At 35.3% G+C, this 16,003-nt stretch carries 12 protein-coding genes; 8 read left to right on the top strand and 4 right to left on the bottom strand.

Annotated elements, in window-relative coordinates; genetic code table 11:
- The 3 genes from glnA to uvrA all read right to left on the bottom strand — a co-directional run.
- A partial coding sequence (gene glnA / locus M4Z11_RS04250; protein WP_249676696.1) for a type I glutamate--ammonia ligase occupies positions 1-1,195 on the bottom strand: 1,195 nt, incomplete at its 3' end.
- Positions 1,196-1,250: 55 nt separating this feature from the next.
- Positions 1,251-1,589: a P-II family nitrogen regulator gene (locus tag M4Z11_RS04255; RefSeq protein ID WP_249676699.1), complete on the bottom strand. Its 339-nt coding sequence runs from the start codon at positions 1,587-1,589 to the stop codon at positions 1,251-1,253.
- A gap of 254 nt (positions 1,590-1,843) precedes the next feature.
- On the bottom strand, positions 1,844-4,756 hold the full coding sequence (gene uvrA, locus M4Z11_RS04260) for an excinuclease ABC subunit UvrA (RefSeq protein ID WP_249676702.1): 2,913 nt from the start codon (positions 4,754-4,756) through the stop codon (positions 1,844-1,846).
- Between the two features lie 223 nt (positions 4,757-4,979).
- Between uvrA and ssb the strand changes: the two genes are divergently transcribed.
- From ssb to M4Z11_RS04295, 7 genes are all read left to right on the top strand, one after another.
- The gene (gene ssb / locus M4Z11_RS04265) at positions 4,980-5,465 is read left to right on the top strand and encodes a single-stranded DNA-binding protein (protein WP_249676704.1); all 486 of its coding nucleotides are present in this window, start codon (positions 4,980-4,982) and stop codon (positions 5,463-5,465) included.
- 284 nt (positions 5,466-5,749) lie between these two features.
- Positions 5,750-8,518, top strand: coding sequence for a DNA gyrase subunit A (gene gyrA / locus M4Z11_RS04270; protein ID WP_249676707.1), 2,769 nt, complete (start codon positions 5,750-5,752; stop codon positions 8,516-8,518).
- Positions 8,519-8,550: 32 nt separating this feature from the next.
- Positions 8,551-9,045 carry a pantetheine-phosphate adenylyltransferase gene (coaD, locus tag M4Z11_RS04275; RefSeq protein ID WP_249676710.1) on the top strand — a complete coding sequence of 165 codons (495 nt, stop codon included), beginning with the start codon at positions 8,551-8,553 and terminating at the stop codon, positions 9,043-9,045.
- A gap of 8 nt (positions 9,046-9,053) precedes the next feature.
- Positions 9,054-9,659, top strand: a complete 606-nt coding sequence (locus tag M4Z11_RS04280) for a peptidylprolyl isomerase (RefSeq protein ID WP_283772511.1) — start codon at positions 9,054-9,056, stop codon at positions 9,657-9,659.
- Between the two features lie 4 nt (positions 9,660-9,663).
- Entirely contained in the window at positions 9,664-10,176 is a 513-nt protein-coding gene (locus M4Z11_RS04285) for a peptidylprolyl isomerase (protein WP_249676712.1), read from the top strand.
- A gap of 393 nt (positions 10,177-10,569) precedes the next feature.
- The gene (tgt, locus tag M4Z11_RS04290; protein ID WP_249676715.1) at positions 10,570-11,688 is read left to right on the top strand and encodes a tRNA guanosine(34) transglycosylase Tgt; all 1,119 of its coding nucleotides are present in this window, start codon (positions 10,570-10,572) and stop codon (positions 11,686-11,688) included.
- A gap of 452 nt (positions 11,689-12,140) precedes the next feature.
- Positions 12,141-13,328: an MFS transporter gene (locus tag M4Z11_RS04295; RefSeq protein ID WP_249676717.1), complete on the top strand. Its 1,188-nt coding sequence runs from the start codon at positions 12,141-12,143 to the stop codon at positions 13,326-13,328.
- Between the two features lie 229 nt (positions 13,329-13,557).
- Here M4Z11_RS04295 and M4Z11_RS04300 read toward each other — a convergent pair whose 3' ends face one another.
- Positions 13,558-14,772: an NADP-dependent isocitrate dehydrogenase gene (locus M4Z11_RS04300; RefSeq protein WP_249676719.1), complete on the bottom strand. Its 1,215-nt coding sequence runs from the start codon at positions 14,770-14,772 to the stop codon at positions 13,558-13,560.
- Positions 14,773-14,965: 193 nt separating this feature from the next.
- Here M4Z11_RS04300 and M4Z11_RS04305 point away from each other — a divergent pair, with 193 nt between their 5' ends.
- Positions 14,966-15,613: a hypothetical protein gene (locus M4Z11_RS04305; RefSeq protein WP_249676721.1), complete on the top strand. Its 648-nt coding sequence runs from the start codon at positions 14,966-14,968 to the stop codon at positions 15,611-15,613.
- Positions 15,614-16,003 lie beyond the last annotated feature (390 nt).

Raw genomic sequence — 16,003 nt, forward strand, 5'->3', positions numbered from 1 at the left:
CATAAAGATCTTTATCCATAGCTGGGCCAGGATGAATCTTATTCTTTATACCATCAAGACCAGCCATAATAAGTGCTGAAAATGCTAAATATGGATTCGACGCTGAATCCGGAAAACGAATTTCTACACGTTTTGAATGTGGCGAAGCACCAAATGGAATACGGCATGCTGCAGAACGATTACGTGCAGAATAGGCAAGAAGAACAGGTGCTTCATACCCAGGAACTAAGCGTTTGTAAGAATTAGTTGATGGATTTGTGAAGGCATTGAGTGCTTTTGCATGCTTGATAATACCACCAATAAAAAATAAACAAGTTTCTGATAGCCCAGCATATTCATTACCTGCAAATATTGGTTGTTTGTCTTTCCAAATTGATATGTGAACATGCATACCTGAACCATTATCTCCTAAAATTGGTTTTGGCATAAAGGTTGCTGTTTTTCCATAACTATTAGCAATTTGATGCACAGCATATTTAAAAATTTGCATTTTATCAGCTTCACGAACCAGTGTATCAAACCGAATACCTAATTCATGCTGAGCTGCTGCTACTTCATGATGATGTTTTTCAACATGTACACCCATATTTTTTAATGCAGTAAGCATTTCAGAGCGTATATCTTGGCAAGAATCGATAGGAGGGACTGGAAAATAACCACCTCCCATACGTGGACGATGACCAAGATTGCCCATTTCATATTCAGTATCATCATTTGATGGACTTTCACTTGAGTCGAGTTTAAAACCTGTATTATAAGGATCAGTTTTATAGCGTACGTCATCAAAGATAAAAAATTCCGCCTCTGGTCCTACATAGATTGTATCACCGATTCCTAAAGATTTCATATAAGCTTCAGCTCTTTTAGCAATAGAACGTGGATCTCTATGATAGAATTCTCCTGAAACAGGATCAAGTACGTCACATAATATGGTCAAAGTTGATTGAGCAAAAAAAGGATCAATATAAGCTGTTTCTGCATCGGGCATCAAAACCATGTCCGATTCATTGATTGTTTTCCAACCAGCAATTGAAGAACCATCAAACATAATACCGTCGGTGAATGTATCTTCGCAAATTTCAGCAATATCCATTGTAACATGATGCAATTTGCCTTTTGGATCGGTAAAACGTAAATCAACGAAGCGTATATCATTATCTATAATTTGTTTAAGAATGTCTGAAGCGGTAGTCATATTCAATTTCCTTATTGGATTGAGGTGAATAGAAAAGATAAAAATTTATAGATATTTAAAGAGCATCAATACCGGTTTCACCAGTGCGAATACGAATAACCTCATCGATAGGTAAAACAAATATTTTTCCATCTCCTATTTGTTTTGTTTGAGCTGCTTTACGAATTGCTTCAATTGCTTTCTCTAGGATTTCATCAGTAACAACAACTTCAACTTTGACTTTAGGTAAAAAATCAATAACATATTTTGCACCACGGTAAAGTTCTGTCTGTTCTTTTTGGCAACCAAAACCTTTTGCTTCTGTTATTGTGATACCCTGTAGACCAATTTCTTGAAGCGCTTCTTTTACTGCATCAAGCTTAAAAGGTTTTATGATGGCTTCAATTTTTTTCATATTGAAATTATCTCCAACGATTTTATTTTATAAGTTTATATACCGTTATACTATTTACGATTACGATAATAAGGTGTGTCAAAAAAGCACTTTCTTCACAAAAAAATCAAAAATAACGCAATATAGAATATAGCATTATAGAATATAGCATTATTATTTTATAGGATAAAAAATTATAAAATTTATAAAAGGCAATAATATATAAATTAAGACGTTATTTTTTATAGTGCTTTATTAGATATTTATGATCTATTTTAAGATTTTAAATTATGTAAAGGTCGACGTAGCAAGAGTTCTTTTAAAAATTTGCCAGTATAAGAGGAGGGGACATTAATAATGTCTTCAGGGCGACCGACAGCAACAATTTCACCACCATTATCTCCACCTTCCGGTCCCAGATCAATAATCCAGTCAGCTGTTTTTATGACTTCAAGATTATGTTCAATGACTATAACTGTATTACCTTGTTCGACGAGTTCATGGAGCACTTCAAGAAGCTTGGAAATATCGTGAAAGTGTAAACCGGTTGTTGGTTCATCTAAAATGTAAAGTGTGCGACCAGTCGTTTTGCGTGAAAGTTCTTTAGCGAGTTTTACGCGCTGAGCTTCACCGCCAGAAAGTGTTGTGGCTTGTTGCCCGATTTTAATATAACCAAGACCAGCTTTAACGAGGATTCCTATTTTGTTATGAATAGTAGGAATAGCTTGGAAAAATTCTTCTGCTTTTTCAACTGTCATATCAAGTATATCAGCAATAGATTTGCCTTTAAATTTCACTTCAAGTGTTTCTCTATTATAGCGTTTTCCTTGGCATACATCACAAGTAACATAGACATCAGGTAAGAAATGCATTTCTATTTTGATAACACCATCTCCTTGACATGCTTCACAACGTCCTCCTTTAACATTAAATGAGAAACGTCCAGCTTGATAACCGCGAGCTTTTGATTCTGGGAGTTCTGCGAACCAATCACGGATTTGAGTGAAAATGCCAGTATAAGTTGCTGGGTTGGAACGTGGGGTACGCCCAATAGGTGATTGATTGATATCAATTACCTTATCAAGAAACTCTAATCCTTCAATTTTATCGTAGCTCGCTGGGATTTGATGGCTTCCCATGATATGACGCGATGCAGCTTTGAAGAGGGTTTCAATAAGAAATGTTGATTTTCCTCCGCCAGAAACACCAGTTATGCAAGTAAAAGTTCCAAGAGGAATATTTACACTGATATTTTTCAAATTATTACCTCTGGCTCCAATGACTTTAAGTGTTTTTGATTTTGATATTTTGCGTCGTTGAGCAGGAAAATTAATTGTTATTTTTCCTGAAAGATATTGACCTGTAAGTGAAGATGGGGTGTTCATAATTTTTTGTGGTGGTCCTTGAGCTATGATTTGTCCACCATGAACGCCTGCAGCAGGACCGATATCGACAATATAGTCCGCAGTAAGAATAGCATCTTCGTCATGTTCAACAACAATAATTGTATTTCCAAGATCACGTAGATGACATAGCGTCTTTAAAAGACGTTCATTATCACGTTGATGTAAACCAATGGACGGTTCATCTAAGACGTATAAGACACCTGTGAGACCAGAGCCAATTTGCGATGCTAGTCGAATACGCTGACTTTCTCCACCTGAAAGCGTACTTGAAGCTCTGGATAAGGTAAGATATTCGAGTCCCACACGATTCAAAAATGTTAAGCGCTCGCAGATTTCTTTTAAAATTCGTGCTGATATATTGCGCTGTTTTTCATTGAGATATTGATGAACATTGGAAAACCAATGACGTGCTTTTAAAATGGAAAGTTCTGATATTTGCCCGATATGCATTCCATGAATTTTTATAGCAAGTGCTTCTGGTTTTAAACGGTAACCATTACAGGTTGGGCAGAGTGAAGAAGACATGTAAGGTTCAATTTCTTCATGAAAATGTTTAGAATCTGTTTCTTTCCATTGCCGCTCCATGTTTGGAATAACACCTTCAAAGGTTTTTTTTGTAGTGTAAGAGTGTGCAGAATCTTTATAGCAAAAGGAGATCTCTTTTTTTGTTCCATATAAAATAGCGTGTTGTGCTTCATCTGAGAGCGTGTGCCATTTATCTCTGAGCTTAAACCCATAAACTTTTCCTAATGCTTCTAAAGTTTGATGATGACAAGATAAGGATGATTTTGACCAAGGAGCAATAGCTCCAGCTTTTAAAGTAAGATTTTCATTTGGTATGATTCTTACCGGATCAATTACTTTTTTTGTACCAAGTCCATCACAAGTAGGGCAAGCTCCAAAAGGATTGTTGAATGAAAACAAGCGTGGTTCAATTTCAGGGATTGAGAAGCCAGATATAGGACAAGCAAACTTTTCTGAAAAAATGAGTCGTTTGTGGGTTTCATTTGTTGATTTGTTAAAAGATCCTTTTACAGTTTCCTTTTCTGTTAAAGGCTGATCTGCCATTTCAGCAATTACAAGACCATCTGCTAATTGTAAGCAAGTTTCTATACTATCAGCTAGTCGAGCAGTGATATCATTATGTACGACAATGCGGTCTACTACTACATCTATATCATGTTTATATTTTTTATTAAGAGGAGGGACATCAGCTATTTCATAAAATTTCCCATCAACTTTTGCACGTTGAAATCCTTTTTTTAAAAGTTCTGTTAGTTCTTTTTTATATTCGCCTTTTCTTCCTCTAACTAAAGGTGCCATAATAAAAATTCGAGTACCTTCTGGAAGTGTCATAATTTGGTCAACTATTTGACTCACTGTTTGGCTCTCAATTGGGAGACCCGTAACAGGCGAATATGGAGTACCAATACGAGCAAAGAGCAGACGCATATAATCGTAGATTTCAGTGACAGTGCCAACTGTTGAACGAGGAGTGCGTGTGGTTGTTTTTTGCTCAATGGAGATAGCAGGGGAAAGTCCATCTATTTGATCGACATCTGGTTTATGCATCATTTCCAAAAATTGACGTGCATAAGCGGAAAGGCTTTCAACATAACGACGTTGGCCTTCAGCGTAAATTGTATCAAAAGCTAAAGATGATTTTCCTGAACCAGAAAGACCTGTTATGACGATGAGTTTATCACGTGGGAGATCAAGATCAATATTTTTTAGGTTATGTTCACGTGCGCCGCGAATAGAGATATATTTTTGATGAGACATGTCAACCCTCAGCGTATATGAACAAAAATTAAGTCATGAATATGAAATAAGATTATTTTTTGAAAATTACAATGTGTTCAATTGCTGCATCTAGGAAAGAATGCAAATTTGGATAAATGATAAAGTTAAGATAGTGGTTTTTTATTTTTTATGTGAAATAAACTATACGTTATTGTTAGCTTTTGCTATAATGCAAATGATTTAAATTTGTGGAGTTTATACAATGGCTGGGAGCCTTAATAAAGTTATTTTGATTGGTAATCTTGGTGCGGATCCTGAAATTCGCCGTTTGAATTTTGGTGATCAAGTAGCAAATTTACGTATTGCTACTTCAGAGAGTTGGCGGGATCGCAATACAAATGAGCGTAAAGAGCGAACAGAATGGCACAATATCGTTATTTTTAATGAAAATTTGATTAAAGTTGTTGAGCAATATTTAAAAAAAGGAAGTAAAATTTATATCGAAGGTCAGCTGCAGACACGTAAATGGCAAGATCAAAATGGAAATGATCGTTATACAACAGAGATCGTTTTACAAAAATACCGTGGTGAATTACAAATGCTCGATAGCCGTGGGGTAGGAAGTGGAGAACAAATATCCAATAATCAGTCCAGCGGTAGTTTTGATCAAAAAGATGATTTTGATCAGAAGAATAATCAATTAAAAGAGAATTTTTCACACCAATTGGATGATGATATTCCTTTTTGATAATCTTATAGTGATATTCTATTTTGGAAATATTTGTTTACTGTACCATTAAGATAATGGTTTAAATAACGCAGAGGATATATTTACATAGCTATTTATTTTACTTTTTATTGAGGAGAGAACCCTCTATTCATTTCATATACGATTACGCTTTTTAATAAAAGCAAATAACATATTGAAAATTATCGTTAAATTTTTAATCTTTGTAAAGAGAGGGATTAGCATTTTGCAATTTTTTTCGATATAAAAGATCAAAATGATTCTTTTTTGAAAGTATTGAAGTTGTGACCGATCTTACTACACAATCAGAACATGATGTGCTGACCGGTATTGAGCCAGTTAGTATTGTTGAAGAAATGCAACGCTCTTATCTCGATTATGCGATGAGTGTTATTGTATCGCGTGCACTACCTGATGTGCGCGATGGTCTTAAACCTGTTCATAGACGTATTCTTCATGCGATGAATGAAATGGGTCTTTCTTTTAATAAATCTTATCGTAAGTCAGCAGGTGTTGTTGGGGAAGTTATGGGGAAGTTTCATCCTCATGGTGATGCTTCAATTTATGATGCATTGGTGCGTATGGCACAGGATTTTTCCTTACGAAATCCATTGATTGATGGACAGGGAAATTTCGGATCGGTTGATGGTGACCCTCCTGCTGCAATGCGTTATACAGAGTGTCGTTTAGAAAAAGTTGCAGAAGAACTTTTAGCTGATATCAATAAAGAGACAGTTGATTTTCAAGATAATTATGATGGACGTGAGCGTGAGCCTATGGTTTTACCGGCACGTTTTCCTAATCTTTTAGTTAATGGATCAGGTGGGATTGCTGTAGGAATGGCCACCAATATTCCTCCGCATAATCTTGGTGAAGTTATTGATGGATGTATTGCTTTAATTGACAATCCTACTATAACGCTTGATGAAATAATTGAAATTATTCCTGGTCCGGATTTTCCTACGGGTGGTATTATTCTCGGTCGTTCAGGTATTCGCTCCGCTTATGAAACAGGGCGTGGTTCAATTATTATGCGTGCTAAGGTTGATATTGAAGAAATTCGCAATAACCGACAGGCAATTATTGTAAGCGAAATCCCTTATCAGATTAATAAAGCAACGATGATTGAGAAGATAGCTGAATTAGTACGCGATAAGCGCATCGAAGGAATCTCTGATCTACGTGATGAATCTGACCGTGATGGGTATCGGGTTGTTATTGAACTTAAGAGGGAAGCTGTTGCAGATATTGTTTTGAATCAACTGTACCGCTATACACCATTACAAACTTCTTTTGGTTGTAATATGGTTGCGTTGAATGGGGGAAAGCCTGAGCAAATGACGTTGCTTGATATGCTTCGTGCTTTTGTTTCTTTTCGCGAAGAGGTGGTCAGTCGGCGCACAAAATATCTTTTGCGTAAGGCGCGTGAGCGTGCGCATGTTTTAGTTGGTCTTGCTATTGCTGTTGCCAATATTGATGAAATTATAGCATTAATTCGTACGGCACCTGATCCTCAGACAGCCCGTATAAAGTTAATGGAGCGGCGCTGGTTGGCTGCTGATGTAGCATCTTTAATTAAGCTTATTGATGATCCTCGTCATATCATCCATGAGGATAACACATATAATTTATCTGAAGAACAAGCTAGAGCTATTCTGGAGTTACGTTTACAAAGGCTCACCGCACTTGGGCGTGATGAAATTGCTGATGAATTAAATAAAATTGGGGTAGATATTACGGATTATCTTCATATTTTGGCATCACGTTTACGGATTATGGGCCTTGTTAAGGATGAACTAAGCACTCTTCGCGAGGAATTTGTAACTCCCCGACGTACTATCTTTGGTTTTGGTAGTGCTGAGATGGATAATGAAGATCTAATTGTGCCGGAGGATATGGTGGTAACGGTTAGTCATAGTGGTTATATTAAACGTGTACCTCTCAATACATATCGTGCTCAGCGTCGTGGGGGTAAAGGGCGTTCTGGTATGTCCACAAAGGACGAGGATTTTGTAACCCGTTTGTTTGTGAGTAATACACATACATCTGTTCTTTTCTTTTCATCACGTGGGATTGTTTATAAAGAAAAAGTTTGGCGTTTACCTATCGGAACACCCCAGTCGCGTGGGCGCGCTTTAGTCAATATGCTTCCTTTACAGGAGAAAGAGCGTATAACAACAATTATGCCATTGCCAGAAGATGAAGAAAGTTGGAGTAAATTAGATGTTATGTTTGCAACAACTCATGGAACAGTACGCCGCAATAAATTATCGGATTTTATTCAAGTAAATCGTAATGGTAAAATTGCCATGAAACTTGATGACGAAGATGAAATTTTATCTGTAGAAACTTGTACAGAGCATGATGACGTTGTTCTAACAACAGCCAATGGACAATGTATTCGTTTTCCAGTCATTGATGTTCGTGTTTTTATGGGGCGTAATTCGGTAGGGGTACGTGGTATCAATATGGTTGATGGTGATAAGGTTATTTCTATGACTATCTTAGAACATGTTGAGGCAACATCGGTCGAGCGTTCTGCTTATATTAAACGTGCAATTAATGAACGACGTGCTGCTGGTACAGATGCGGAAGATATTGTAATTGTTGATGAAGATGAAGAGGAAGTAGAAACAGAACTAACAGATGAGCGTTATGCAGAGCTTGCTGCTCGTGAGCAAATGCTTTTAACAGTTAGTGAGTTTGGATATGGAAAGCGATCTTCTTCTTATGAATTTCGTATTTCAGGGCGTGGTGGAAAAGGAATTCGCGCAACTGATCCAACTAAAGCTACTGAAATTGGCAAGTTAGTAGCAGCTTTTCCAGTCAAAGCGCAAGATCAAATTATGCTGGTTTCAGATGGAGGACAACTTATTCGAGTTCCTATTGAGGGTATTCGTATAGCTGGTCGTTCTACAAAAGGGGTAACAATTTTCAATACAGCAAAGGGTGAAAAAGTTGTATCGGTTGAGCGTATTTCTGATCCTGAAGATGATGCAAACAAACTAGATGATGACAGTGAAAAGCATTCTGGTATGGATGATGTTAATTAAGATAAATAATTCTGGGATTATCGGAAAAATAGATGAAAATTGCTCTTTATGCAGGATCTTTTGATCCTATTACAAATGGTCACCTTGATATTTTGCGAAGTAGTTTAGTTTTCACTGATAAAGTGGTAGTGGCTATTGGTATACAAGCTACAAAAAAGCCATTTTTTAGTTTTGAAGAACGTGCTGCTTTAATTACACAAGTGAGAAAAGATTTATTGAATATAGGTTCTGATCGATTACAAGTTATTTCATTTGATAATCTCCTTATTGAGAAAGCGCGTGAAATTGGTGCTTCGTTTCTTATTCGTGGATTGCGTGATGGTACTGATTTTGATTATGAAATGCAGATGGCAGGAATGAATGAAGTAATGGCTCCTGAGTTGCGAACAATTTTTTTACCAACGAGTATTTCTAGTCGTATGATAAGCTCCACATTGGTGCGTCAAATTGCAACTATGGGAGGAGATATTGCGCCTTTTGTTCCTCAAAATGTTGCACAAGCTTTGTACTCAAAATTTAAATCTTAAAGGGAAGAATGATTGTGTTTTTTAGAATTTTTACTGTTTTAACATGTATTTTTTACTTATTTTCATTTAGTGCTGCTGCAGATGATCATAATATTCTTGTTTTATCTCTTAAAAATGGTGATGTGATTATTCAACTGCGTCCAGATCTTGCACCAAATCATGTTGCTCGAATTAAGAAATTAACAGAAGAAGGTGCTTATAATAATGTTGTATTTCATCGCGTTATTCCTGGTTTTATGGCACAGACTGGTGATGTGAAATTTGGAAAAAAAGATAGTGTTGATTTTGATCTCAAAAATGTTGGTAAGGGTGGTTCAAATTATTCTAATTTACCGGCAGAGTTTTCAAAACAACCTTTTAAGCGTGGTACTGTTGGTATGGCTCGTTCACAAGATCTACATTCAGCAAATTCTCAATTTTTTATTTGTCTTGATGATGCTACTTTCTTAAACAGTCAGTACACTGTTGTTGGAGAAGTTGTAAAAGGAATGGAAATTGTTGATAAAATTAAAAAAGGAACTGTAGATAATAATGGCTCTGTAATAGATCCTGATGTTATTAATGCTGCCTATTTGCAAGTTGAGAAAAAAGTGAAAGTAGAAATAAAGGAATAACACTATGATCGAGCACAAAGGTCCGGAAAATACTTTAATTCTTGAAACAACAAAAGGGAAAGTAGTAATTGAGCTTTTTGCTGATTTAGCTCCTGCTCATGTTATACGTATCAAAGAACTTGTGCGTGAGGGCGCATACGATGATGTTGTCTTCCATCGTGTTATTGACGATTTCATGGCTCAAACTGGTGATGTGCAGTTTGGCAAAAAAAATGCTGAAAAATTTAATTTATCACGTGTTGGTATGGGTGGTTCAGATAAACCCGACTTAAAAGCAGAGTTTTCAAATCTTCCTCATAAACGTGGTACAGTTTCTATGGCACGTAGCCAGAATCCAAATTCCGCTAATTCGCAGTTTTTTATTTGTCTCGCAGATGCTCCTTGGCTTGATCGTCAATATTCCATATGGGGACAGGTCCTTAAAGGGATGGAAAATATTGATAAAATCAAACGCGGTGAACCTGTCATGGATCCAGATGCAATTATTAAAGCTACAATTGTTGCAGATGCTAAATAATAGAGATGTTACGTAACATTTTTTGCAATTTTACAGCATGAGAGCTGCATATAAATGGTGTATTTTCATGCAGAAAGAGTTTTGAATGTTGAGATTTCAAAATAAAAGATTGCAAAAAAGATTAGCTTATCTACGTGAAAATACATTTTTCATAAAATTTGCGATTAAAAGAAAGCACATTGGCTAACATCATAAAATGTTAGATATTTTTTTGTATTAAATAATTGTTTTTATTTTGTTGATCATTTAAGAGCAGATTTTATTTTCTTTAATTTTTTTGACTAATTTTAGTATTAGTGAATAAAAGAGAGCCGTAATTTATAACTGCGGTAAAAGGGCGATTGCTTTTATTTTAGTAGTAATATGGGTTTCTGAGATCAAAAAGATAAAATAATGATAAAAGCATTTCACTATAAAAAAAATTCTCAAGATGGATATGCTCGTCAAGGTGAAATTATAACGGGACGAGGGCGTATTCGCACACCTGCATTTATGCCAGTTGGGACGGCTGGAACCGTTAAGGCTATGTATATGGACCAGTTGCATGCTCTTGGTGCAGATATTATTTTGGGCAATACTTATCATTTAATGTTACGACCAGGAGCTGAGCGTGTTGCCCGTTTAGGGGGGCTACACGAATTTGTTCGTTGGTCTGGACCTATTTTAACGGATTCTGGTGGTTTTCAGGTTATGTCTCTTTCAGGGATATGTAAGATTACGGAGCAGGGTGTTATTTTCCGCTCTCATATTAATGGGGCATATTATGAAATGAGTCCAGAACGTTCTATCGAAATCCAAGGGCTTCTTGATTCTGATATTCAAATGCAACTTGACCAGTGTATTGCATTACCGGCATCAGAGAGAGAAATAGAAGCTGCTATGGAACTTTCATTGCGTTGGGCAGAGCGTTGTAAAAAAGTTTTTGGTACTCAACCAGAAAAAGCAATTTTTGGTATTGTTCAAGGTGGAGATAATATGAAATTGCGTGAACGCTCTGCTCAAGCATTAAAAGAAATGGATTTGAAAGGCTATGCCATTGGAGGTCTTGCGGTTGGCGAACCTCAGGATGTTATGACAGCTGTCCTAGATGTTACTTGTTCAATTTTACCGGAGGACAAGCCGCGCTACCTCATGGGAGTAGGGACACCAGATGATATCTTAAAAAGTGTAGCTCGAGGAGTAGATATGTTTGATTGTGTTATGCCAACTCGTGCAGGGCGCCATGGTTTAGCTTTTACTCGTTTTGGAAAAATTAATTTGCGAAATGCACGTTATGCAGAAGATCCAAATCCTCTTGATTCACAATCACCTTGCTCTGCTGCACGCGATTATAGTTGTGCTTATTTGCATCATTTAATCAAATCTGGTGAAGCTCTTGGAGGCATGTTATTAACTTGGAATAATCTTTTTTATTATCAGCAGCTAATGCAAGGTATCCGTGACGCTATTAAAGCAGGATGTTATGCTGACTTTTGCTCTGATACCGCAGCCTTATGGATGCAAGGGCGATAAATTATTGTAAAGAAAATTTTGTTAATACAGAAAAAACGTTCAGATAGCTCTTTCAAGGAATATAAATGTGCTGCTCTAAGTAGATATACGGAGGATGTTATTTATTTCTCTATGGTACTACCTATTGAACAAAAAGTATTGCTCCGGCACGCACTACCTGATCCGGAGAGAAGCAGCTTATTTCTGTTTCTAATAACTATCTAAATTAACAATGTTAATTCTAAGTTAGTAAATCCTTAAAGAAGTATGAAAATTATCTTTTTAAGATGCTTTGTGTTTATCTTTATAAAATATCATAAAAGTAAAACGTGAAAGCTGTATATCTTTTTTTAAAGAAATTGCTTTTTGATATTAAAAACGTATTATTTGCTCATTTTACAGCGCATTTAATAGACTAACATTCAAAATATAAAAATAATAAGATATGGATTTTCTAAGGATAAAATTTTTTAATGTCTTTTAGAATTGATTTTAAAACCAAGCATTTGGGTATTTTAGCTCTTGCAGTAGGAAGCTTTGCTATTGGTACTGCTGAGTTTGTTGCAATGGGTTTACAACCGGAGATGGCGAATAGCTCACATATTAGTATTGCTATAGCGGGACAATATATTTCTTCTTATGCTTTAGGAGTTGTGATTGGAGCACCTATTTTAGCTGTTGTAACAGCTAAGCTGCCACATAAAGCTGTTTTGATAGGATTGATGTTTTGTTATGCTTTGGCGAATATTGTTAGCGCATTTTTTTCTGATTTTAATGTATTGGTGATCTTGCGATTTATCAGCGGTCTTCCACATGGCATTTATTTTGGTATTGCGACTATGGTTGCATCTTGTATGGTAGAAAGAAATGAACGGTCAAAAGCTGTTGGCAGTGTTATGCTTGGTTTGACAATTGCAACAGTTATCGGAGCACCAAGTGCAACTTGGATCGGCCAATTTATTGGGTGGCAGGTTGCATTTTTTCTTGTAGGTATTGTTTCTTTTGTGTGTTGTTTTCTTATTTGGAAATTTTTACCTTCTGTTTCTAATTTTGCTAAAACAAGCATTTTAAACGAGTTAAGTGCATTAAAGAAAAAGGAAGTGTGGTTCCTTTTAGCTATGGTATCAATTGGTGCATCAGGATTATTTTCTGTTTTTACATATATTAAGTCAACATTGCTTTATGTGTCTAATGTTTCTCTTGAATGGGTACCATTTATTATGCCGTTGATGGGATTGGGAATGGTTGTGGGTAATATTTTAGGTCCTGAATTCGCGGTTAAGATTGGTTCTTCAGCAACGATATTTTTTACTATGCTTTGGAGCACATTTATTTTTTTTCTTTTTTTCCTTTTATCATATACTCCGCTAACAGCAGCATTAGGATGTTTTCTTATTGGGACTTCTTTTGCATCTATGCCTTCTATGCAAACAAAAATCATGGATATTGCCGTACCTGCACAGATATTAGCAAGCGCTTTGATGCAATCTGCTTTTAACGTTGCTAATGCTCTTGGTGCGGAATTGGGAGCATATGTTTTGAAATTAGGCTATAGTTATGAATATACAGCTATCCTTGGAGGTATTTTAACTTTGTGTGGATTGTTGATTTTCTGTTTTTTATGGTACATGGAAAAATATAATCAATATTTTTCTGAGTAAGTAAAGATATTTTAAAAGCTATTTTAGTCTTTTATAAAGCGTAAGAATAATTAAAAGAGAGCAGCATAGTGGTGACCTCGATAGAAAATAATACAACAAATATAATAAAAAGTGTTTTTATACATATAAAGAGACTTCTATTAGAGCGAGTCATAAAATGTGCATTTTAACGATTTATAGAAGAAAACTCAAAGCTTTCTAAATAGAAAGCTTTGAATTTGGAATGATATTAATGAGTCATTTCTTTTTTTAGGTTTTCATCAATTTTATCAAGAAATTCTGTTGTAGACAGCCATTTTTTTTCGGGACCGATTAAAATAGCAAGATCTTTTGTCATGAAACCTTCTTCAACAGTATGAATACAGACTTTTTCCAATATAGTAGCAAAATTTTTTAATTTTTCATTATTATCAAGCTTGGCACGATGCGTTAGTCCGCGTGTCCAAGCAAAAATGGACGCAATAGAATTTGTTGATGTTTCTTGATTTTTTTGATGCTGACGGTAATGACGAGTTACTGTGCCATGTGCAGCTTCTGCTTCAACAATTTTACCATCTGGTGTCATGAGAACAGAAGTCATAAGACCGAGAGAACCAAATCCTTGAGCAACGATATCTGATTGAACATCACCATCATAATTTTTACATGCCCAAACATAACCACCTGACCATTTAAGTGCAGAAGCTACCATGTCATCGATAAGACGATGCTCATAATATAATTTACGATTTTCAAATTCGGCTTTAAATTCTGTATCAAATATTTCTTGAAAGATATCTTTAAAACGACCATCATAGGCTTTTAAAATGGTATTTTTTGTCGAAAGGTAGACGGGGACATTGCGTTGAAGCCCATAATGAAAGGATGCGCGGGCAAAGTCGCGGATTGATTCATCAAGATTGTACATCGCCATTACAACTCCTGCACTTGGAGCATTAAAGACATCATGTTCGATAATTTGACCATCATCACCAACAAACTTAATACTTAATTTTCCTTTATTCGGAAATTTGAAATCCGTTGCTTTATATTGATCGCCAAAGGCATGACGTCCGACAATAATTGGTTTTGTCCAACCTGGAACGAGACGTGGAATATTTTTACAGATAATAGGTTCACGAAAAATAACACCTCCTAAAATATTGCGAATTGTTCCATTTGGAGATTTCCACATTTTTGTTAAGTTAAATTCTTTAACGCGTGCTTCATCAGGAGTAATGGTTGCACATTTTACACCAACCCCATATTGTTTGATAGCATGAGCAGAATCAATTGTTATTTGATCGCTGGTTGCTTCTCTATTTTTAATGGAAAGATCGTAATATTTAAGATCAATATCAAGATAGGGATGAATGAGCTTATCCTTAATATATTTCCAGATAATACGAGTCATTTCATCGCCGTCAATTTCGACAATGGGATTTGTCACTTTAATCTTTGCCATTAGGAATCCTTTTTTTATTTAAACAATATTTTTTGCTTATAGCATTTTCAGATCCATGATGGAAATTAAAAACAGAAATCGAGAAAAAGCTTTTTGCATATATAACTAAGTTTTTATTTTAAAGTTTTTTTATCTGTGTTATATTAAGCACAATGTAAGGTATTAGGGTGTACCATTTAAATGGGGGAAGATAATGGTTTCTGTTGACTCATTTCAGGTAAGTCCGAGAATTGATGGTTACCAAAAACATAGCTCACATAAAGAGCAGAATTTCAATGAGGTGCTTAAGGGTACTGTTCAGGTGCCATCTGTGCACATTAGTAGTAAAAATATTATTCCTTCGATTTTGTATGATACATTATCATCTTTTCAAGAGTTTTCTGATAATTCTGATAGTAAAGTTCAATTTACAGAAATCTTACCTTCTTTAATTGGTAGTACTCATTCTCTTTCTTTATGGGATACTTTAATTGAAGCTGATGCATCACAATTTCAAGATTATGATGGCGTTCCAAGTGGTCGTTTTCAGGTTTATGTTCCTTTGGTAATGGATGGTAATCAATTGAGAGATCTTGTACATTCTTTAGCAAGAGAAGGGAAATTGCTTGGAGGACCACAAGCTTTGTTTACAGCTCTAGAACGTGATACTGCTAGAATATATAATCAATCAGATATAGAAAATCTTATTGGAAAATCAGTTAATTGGAAACAAGGTAATATGTTTGGTACAATGTGGGATTGCCGTGTGATTGATGAGCAATTAATTCAAAAATTTCAACAGGAAGGTAAGCAAATATTTACTGGAGCCATAGGATCTCTTCGTTTTTCTATTATTTATTAAATAAAATAAGAAAATTTATTTATATCAATTTCTTTGTTTTATTATTAGAGATTGCATTAGCCAAACTAAAATTTTTAAATTTAATTATTATACAATTAGAGACTCTTTGTAGTAGTATAAATATGAACTATTACGAGCATTATGTTTACCTTCTGGTATCTAACACAATACACATTAGGAATGTTGATTGTTATCACGACTGAAATTTTCAGATAACAAGTTTGGTTATAAAAAATTTACAAAGAGTGTTAATCTATACTCAAGATAAAAAACAATAAAATAAATACCTCATTGTCAAAATTGTCAAAGTTAGAATTTTATAGTTTATTGGTTTTGTTTATGTTTTTTCTTCACTATTCTTGACCATTTTGTGGCTTTTTTATTGTTTAA

Origin of the sequence: Bartonella bilalgolemi, assembly GCF_023500045.1 — a bacterium.
Taxonomy (GTDB): domain Bacteria; phylum Pseudomonadota; class Alphaproteobacteria; order Rhizobiales; family Rhizobiaceae; genus Bartonella; species Bartonella bilalgolemii.

What these genes read in the sequence shown, in the direction of transcription:
- M4Z11_RS04255 (WP_249676699.1), bottom strand. Translation starts at nt 1,589, where the DNA reads ATGAAAAAAATTGAAGCCATCATAAAACCTTTTAAGCTTGATGCAGTA.
- uvrA (WP_249676702.1), bottom strand. Translation starts at nt 4,756, where the DNA reads ATGTCTCATCAAAAATATATCTCTATTCGCGGCGCACGTGAACATAAC.
- ssb (WP_249676704.1), top strand. Translation starts at nt 4,980, where the DNA reads ATGGCTGGGAGCCTTAATAAAGTTATTTTGATTGGTAATCTTGGTGCG.
- coaD (WP_249676710.1), top strand. Translation starts at nt 8,551, where the DNA reads ATGAAAATTGCTCTTTATGCAGGATCTTTTGATCCTATTACAAATGGT.
- M4Z11_RS04280 (WP_283772511.1), top strand. Translation starts at nt 9,054, where the DNA reads ATGATTGTGTTTTTTAGAATTTTTACTGTTTTAACATGTATTTTTTAC.
- M4Z11_RS04285 (WP_249676712.1), top strand. Translation starts at nt 9,664, where the DNA reads ATGATCGAGCACAAAGGTCCGGAAAATACTTTAATTCTTGAAACAACA.
- tgt (WP_249676715.1), top strand. Translation starts at nt 10,570, where the DNA reads ATGATAAAAGCATTTCACTATAAAAAAAATTCTCAAGATGGATATGCT.
- M4Z11_RS04295 (WP_249676717.1), top strand. Translation starts at nt 12,141, where the DNA reads ATGTCTTTTAGAATTGATTTTAAAACCAAGCATTTGGGTATTTTAGCT.
- M4Z11_RS04300 (WP_249676719.1), bottom strand. Translation starts at nt 14,772, where the DNA reads ATGGCAAAGATTAAAGTGACAAATCCCATTGTCGAAATTGACGGCGAT.
- M4Z11_RS04305 (WP_249676721.1), top strand. Translation starts at nt 14,966, where the DNA reads ATGGTTTCTGTTGACTCATTTCAGGTAAGTCCGAGAATTGATGGTTAC.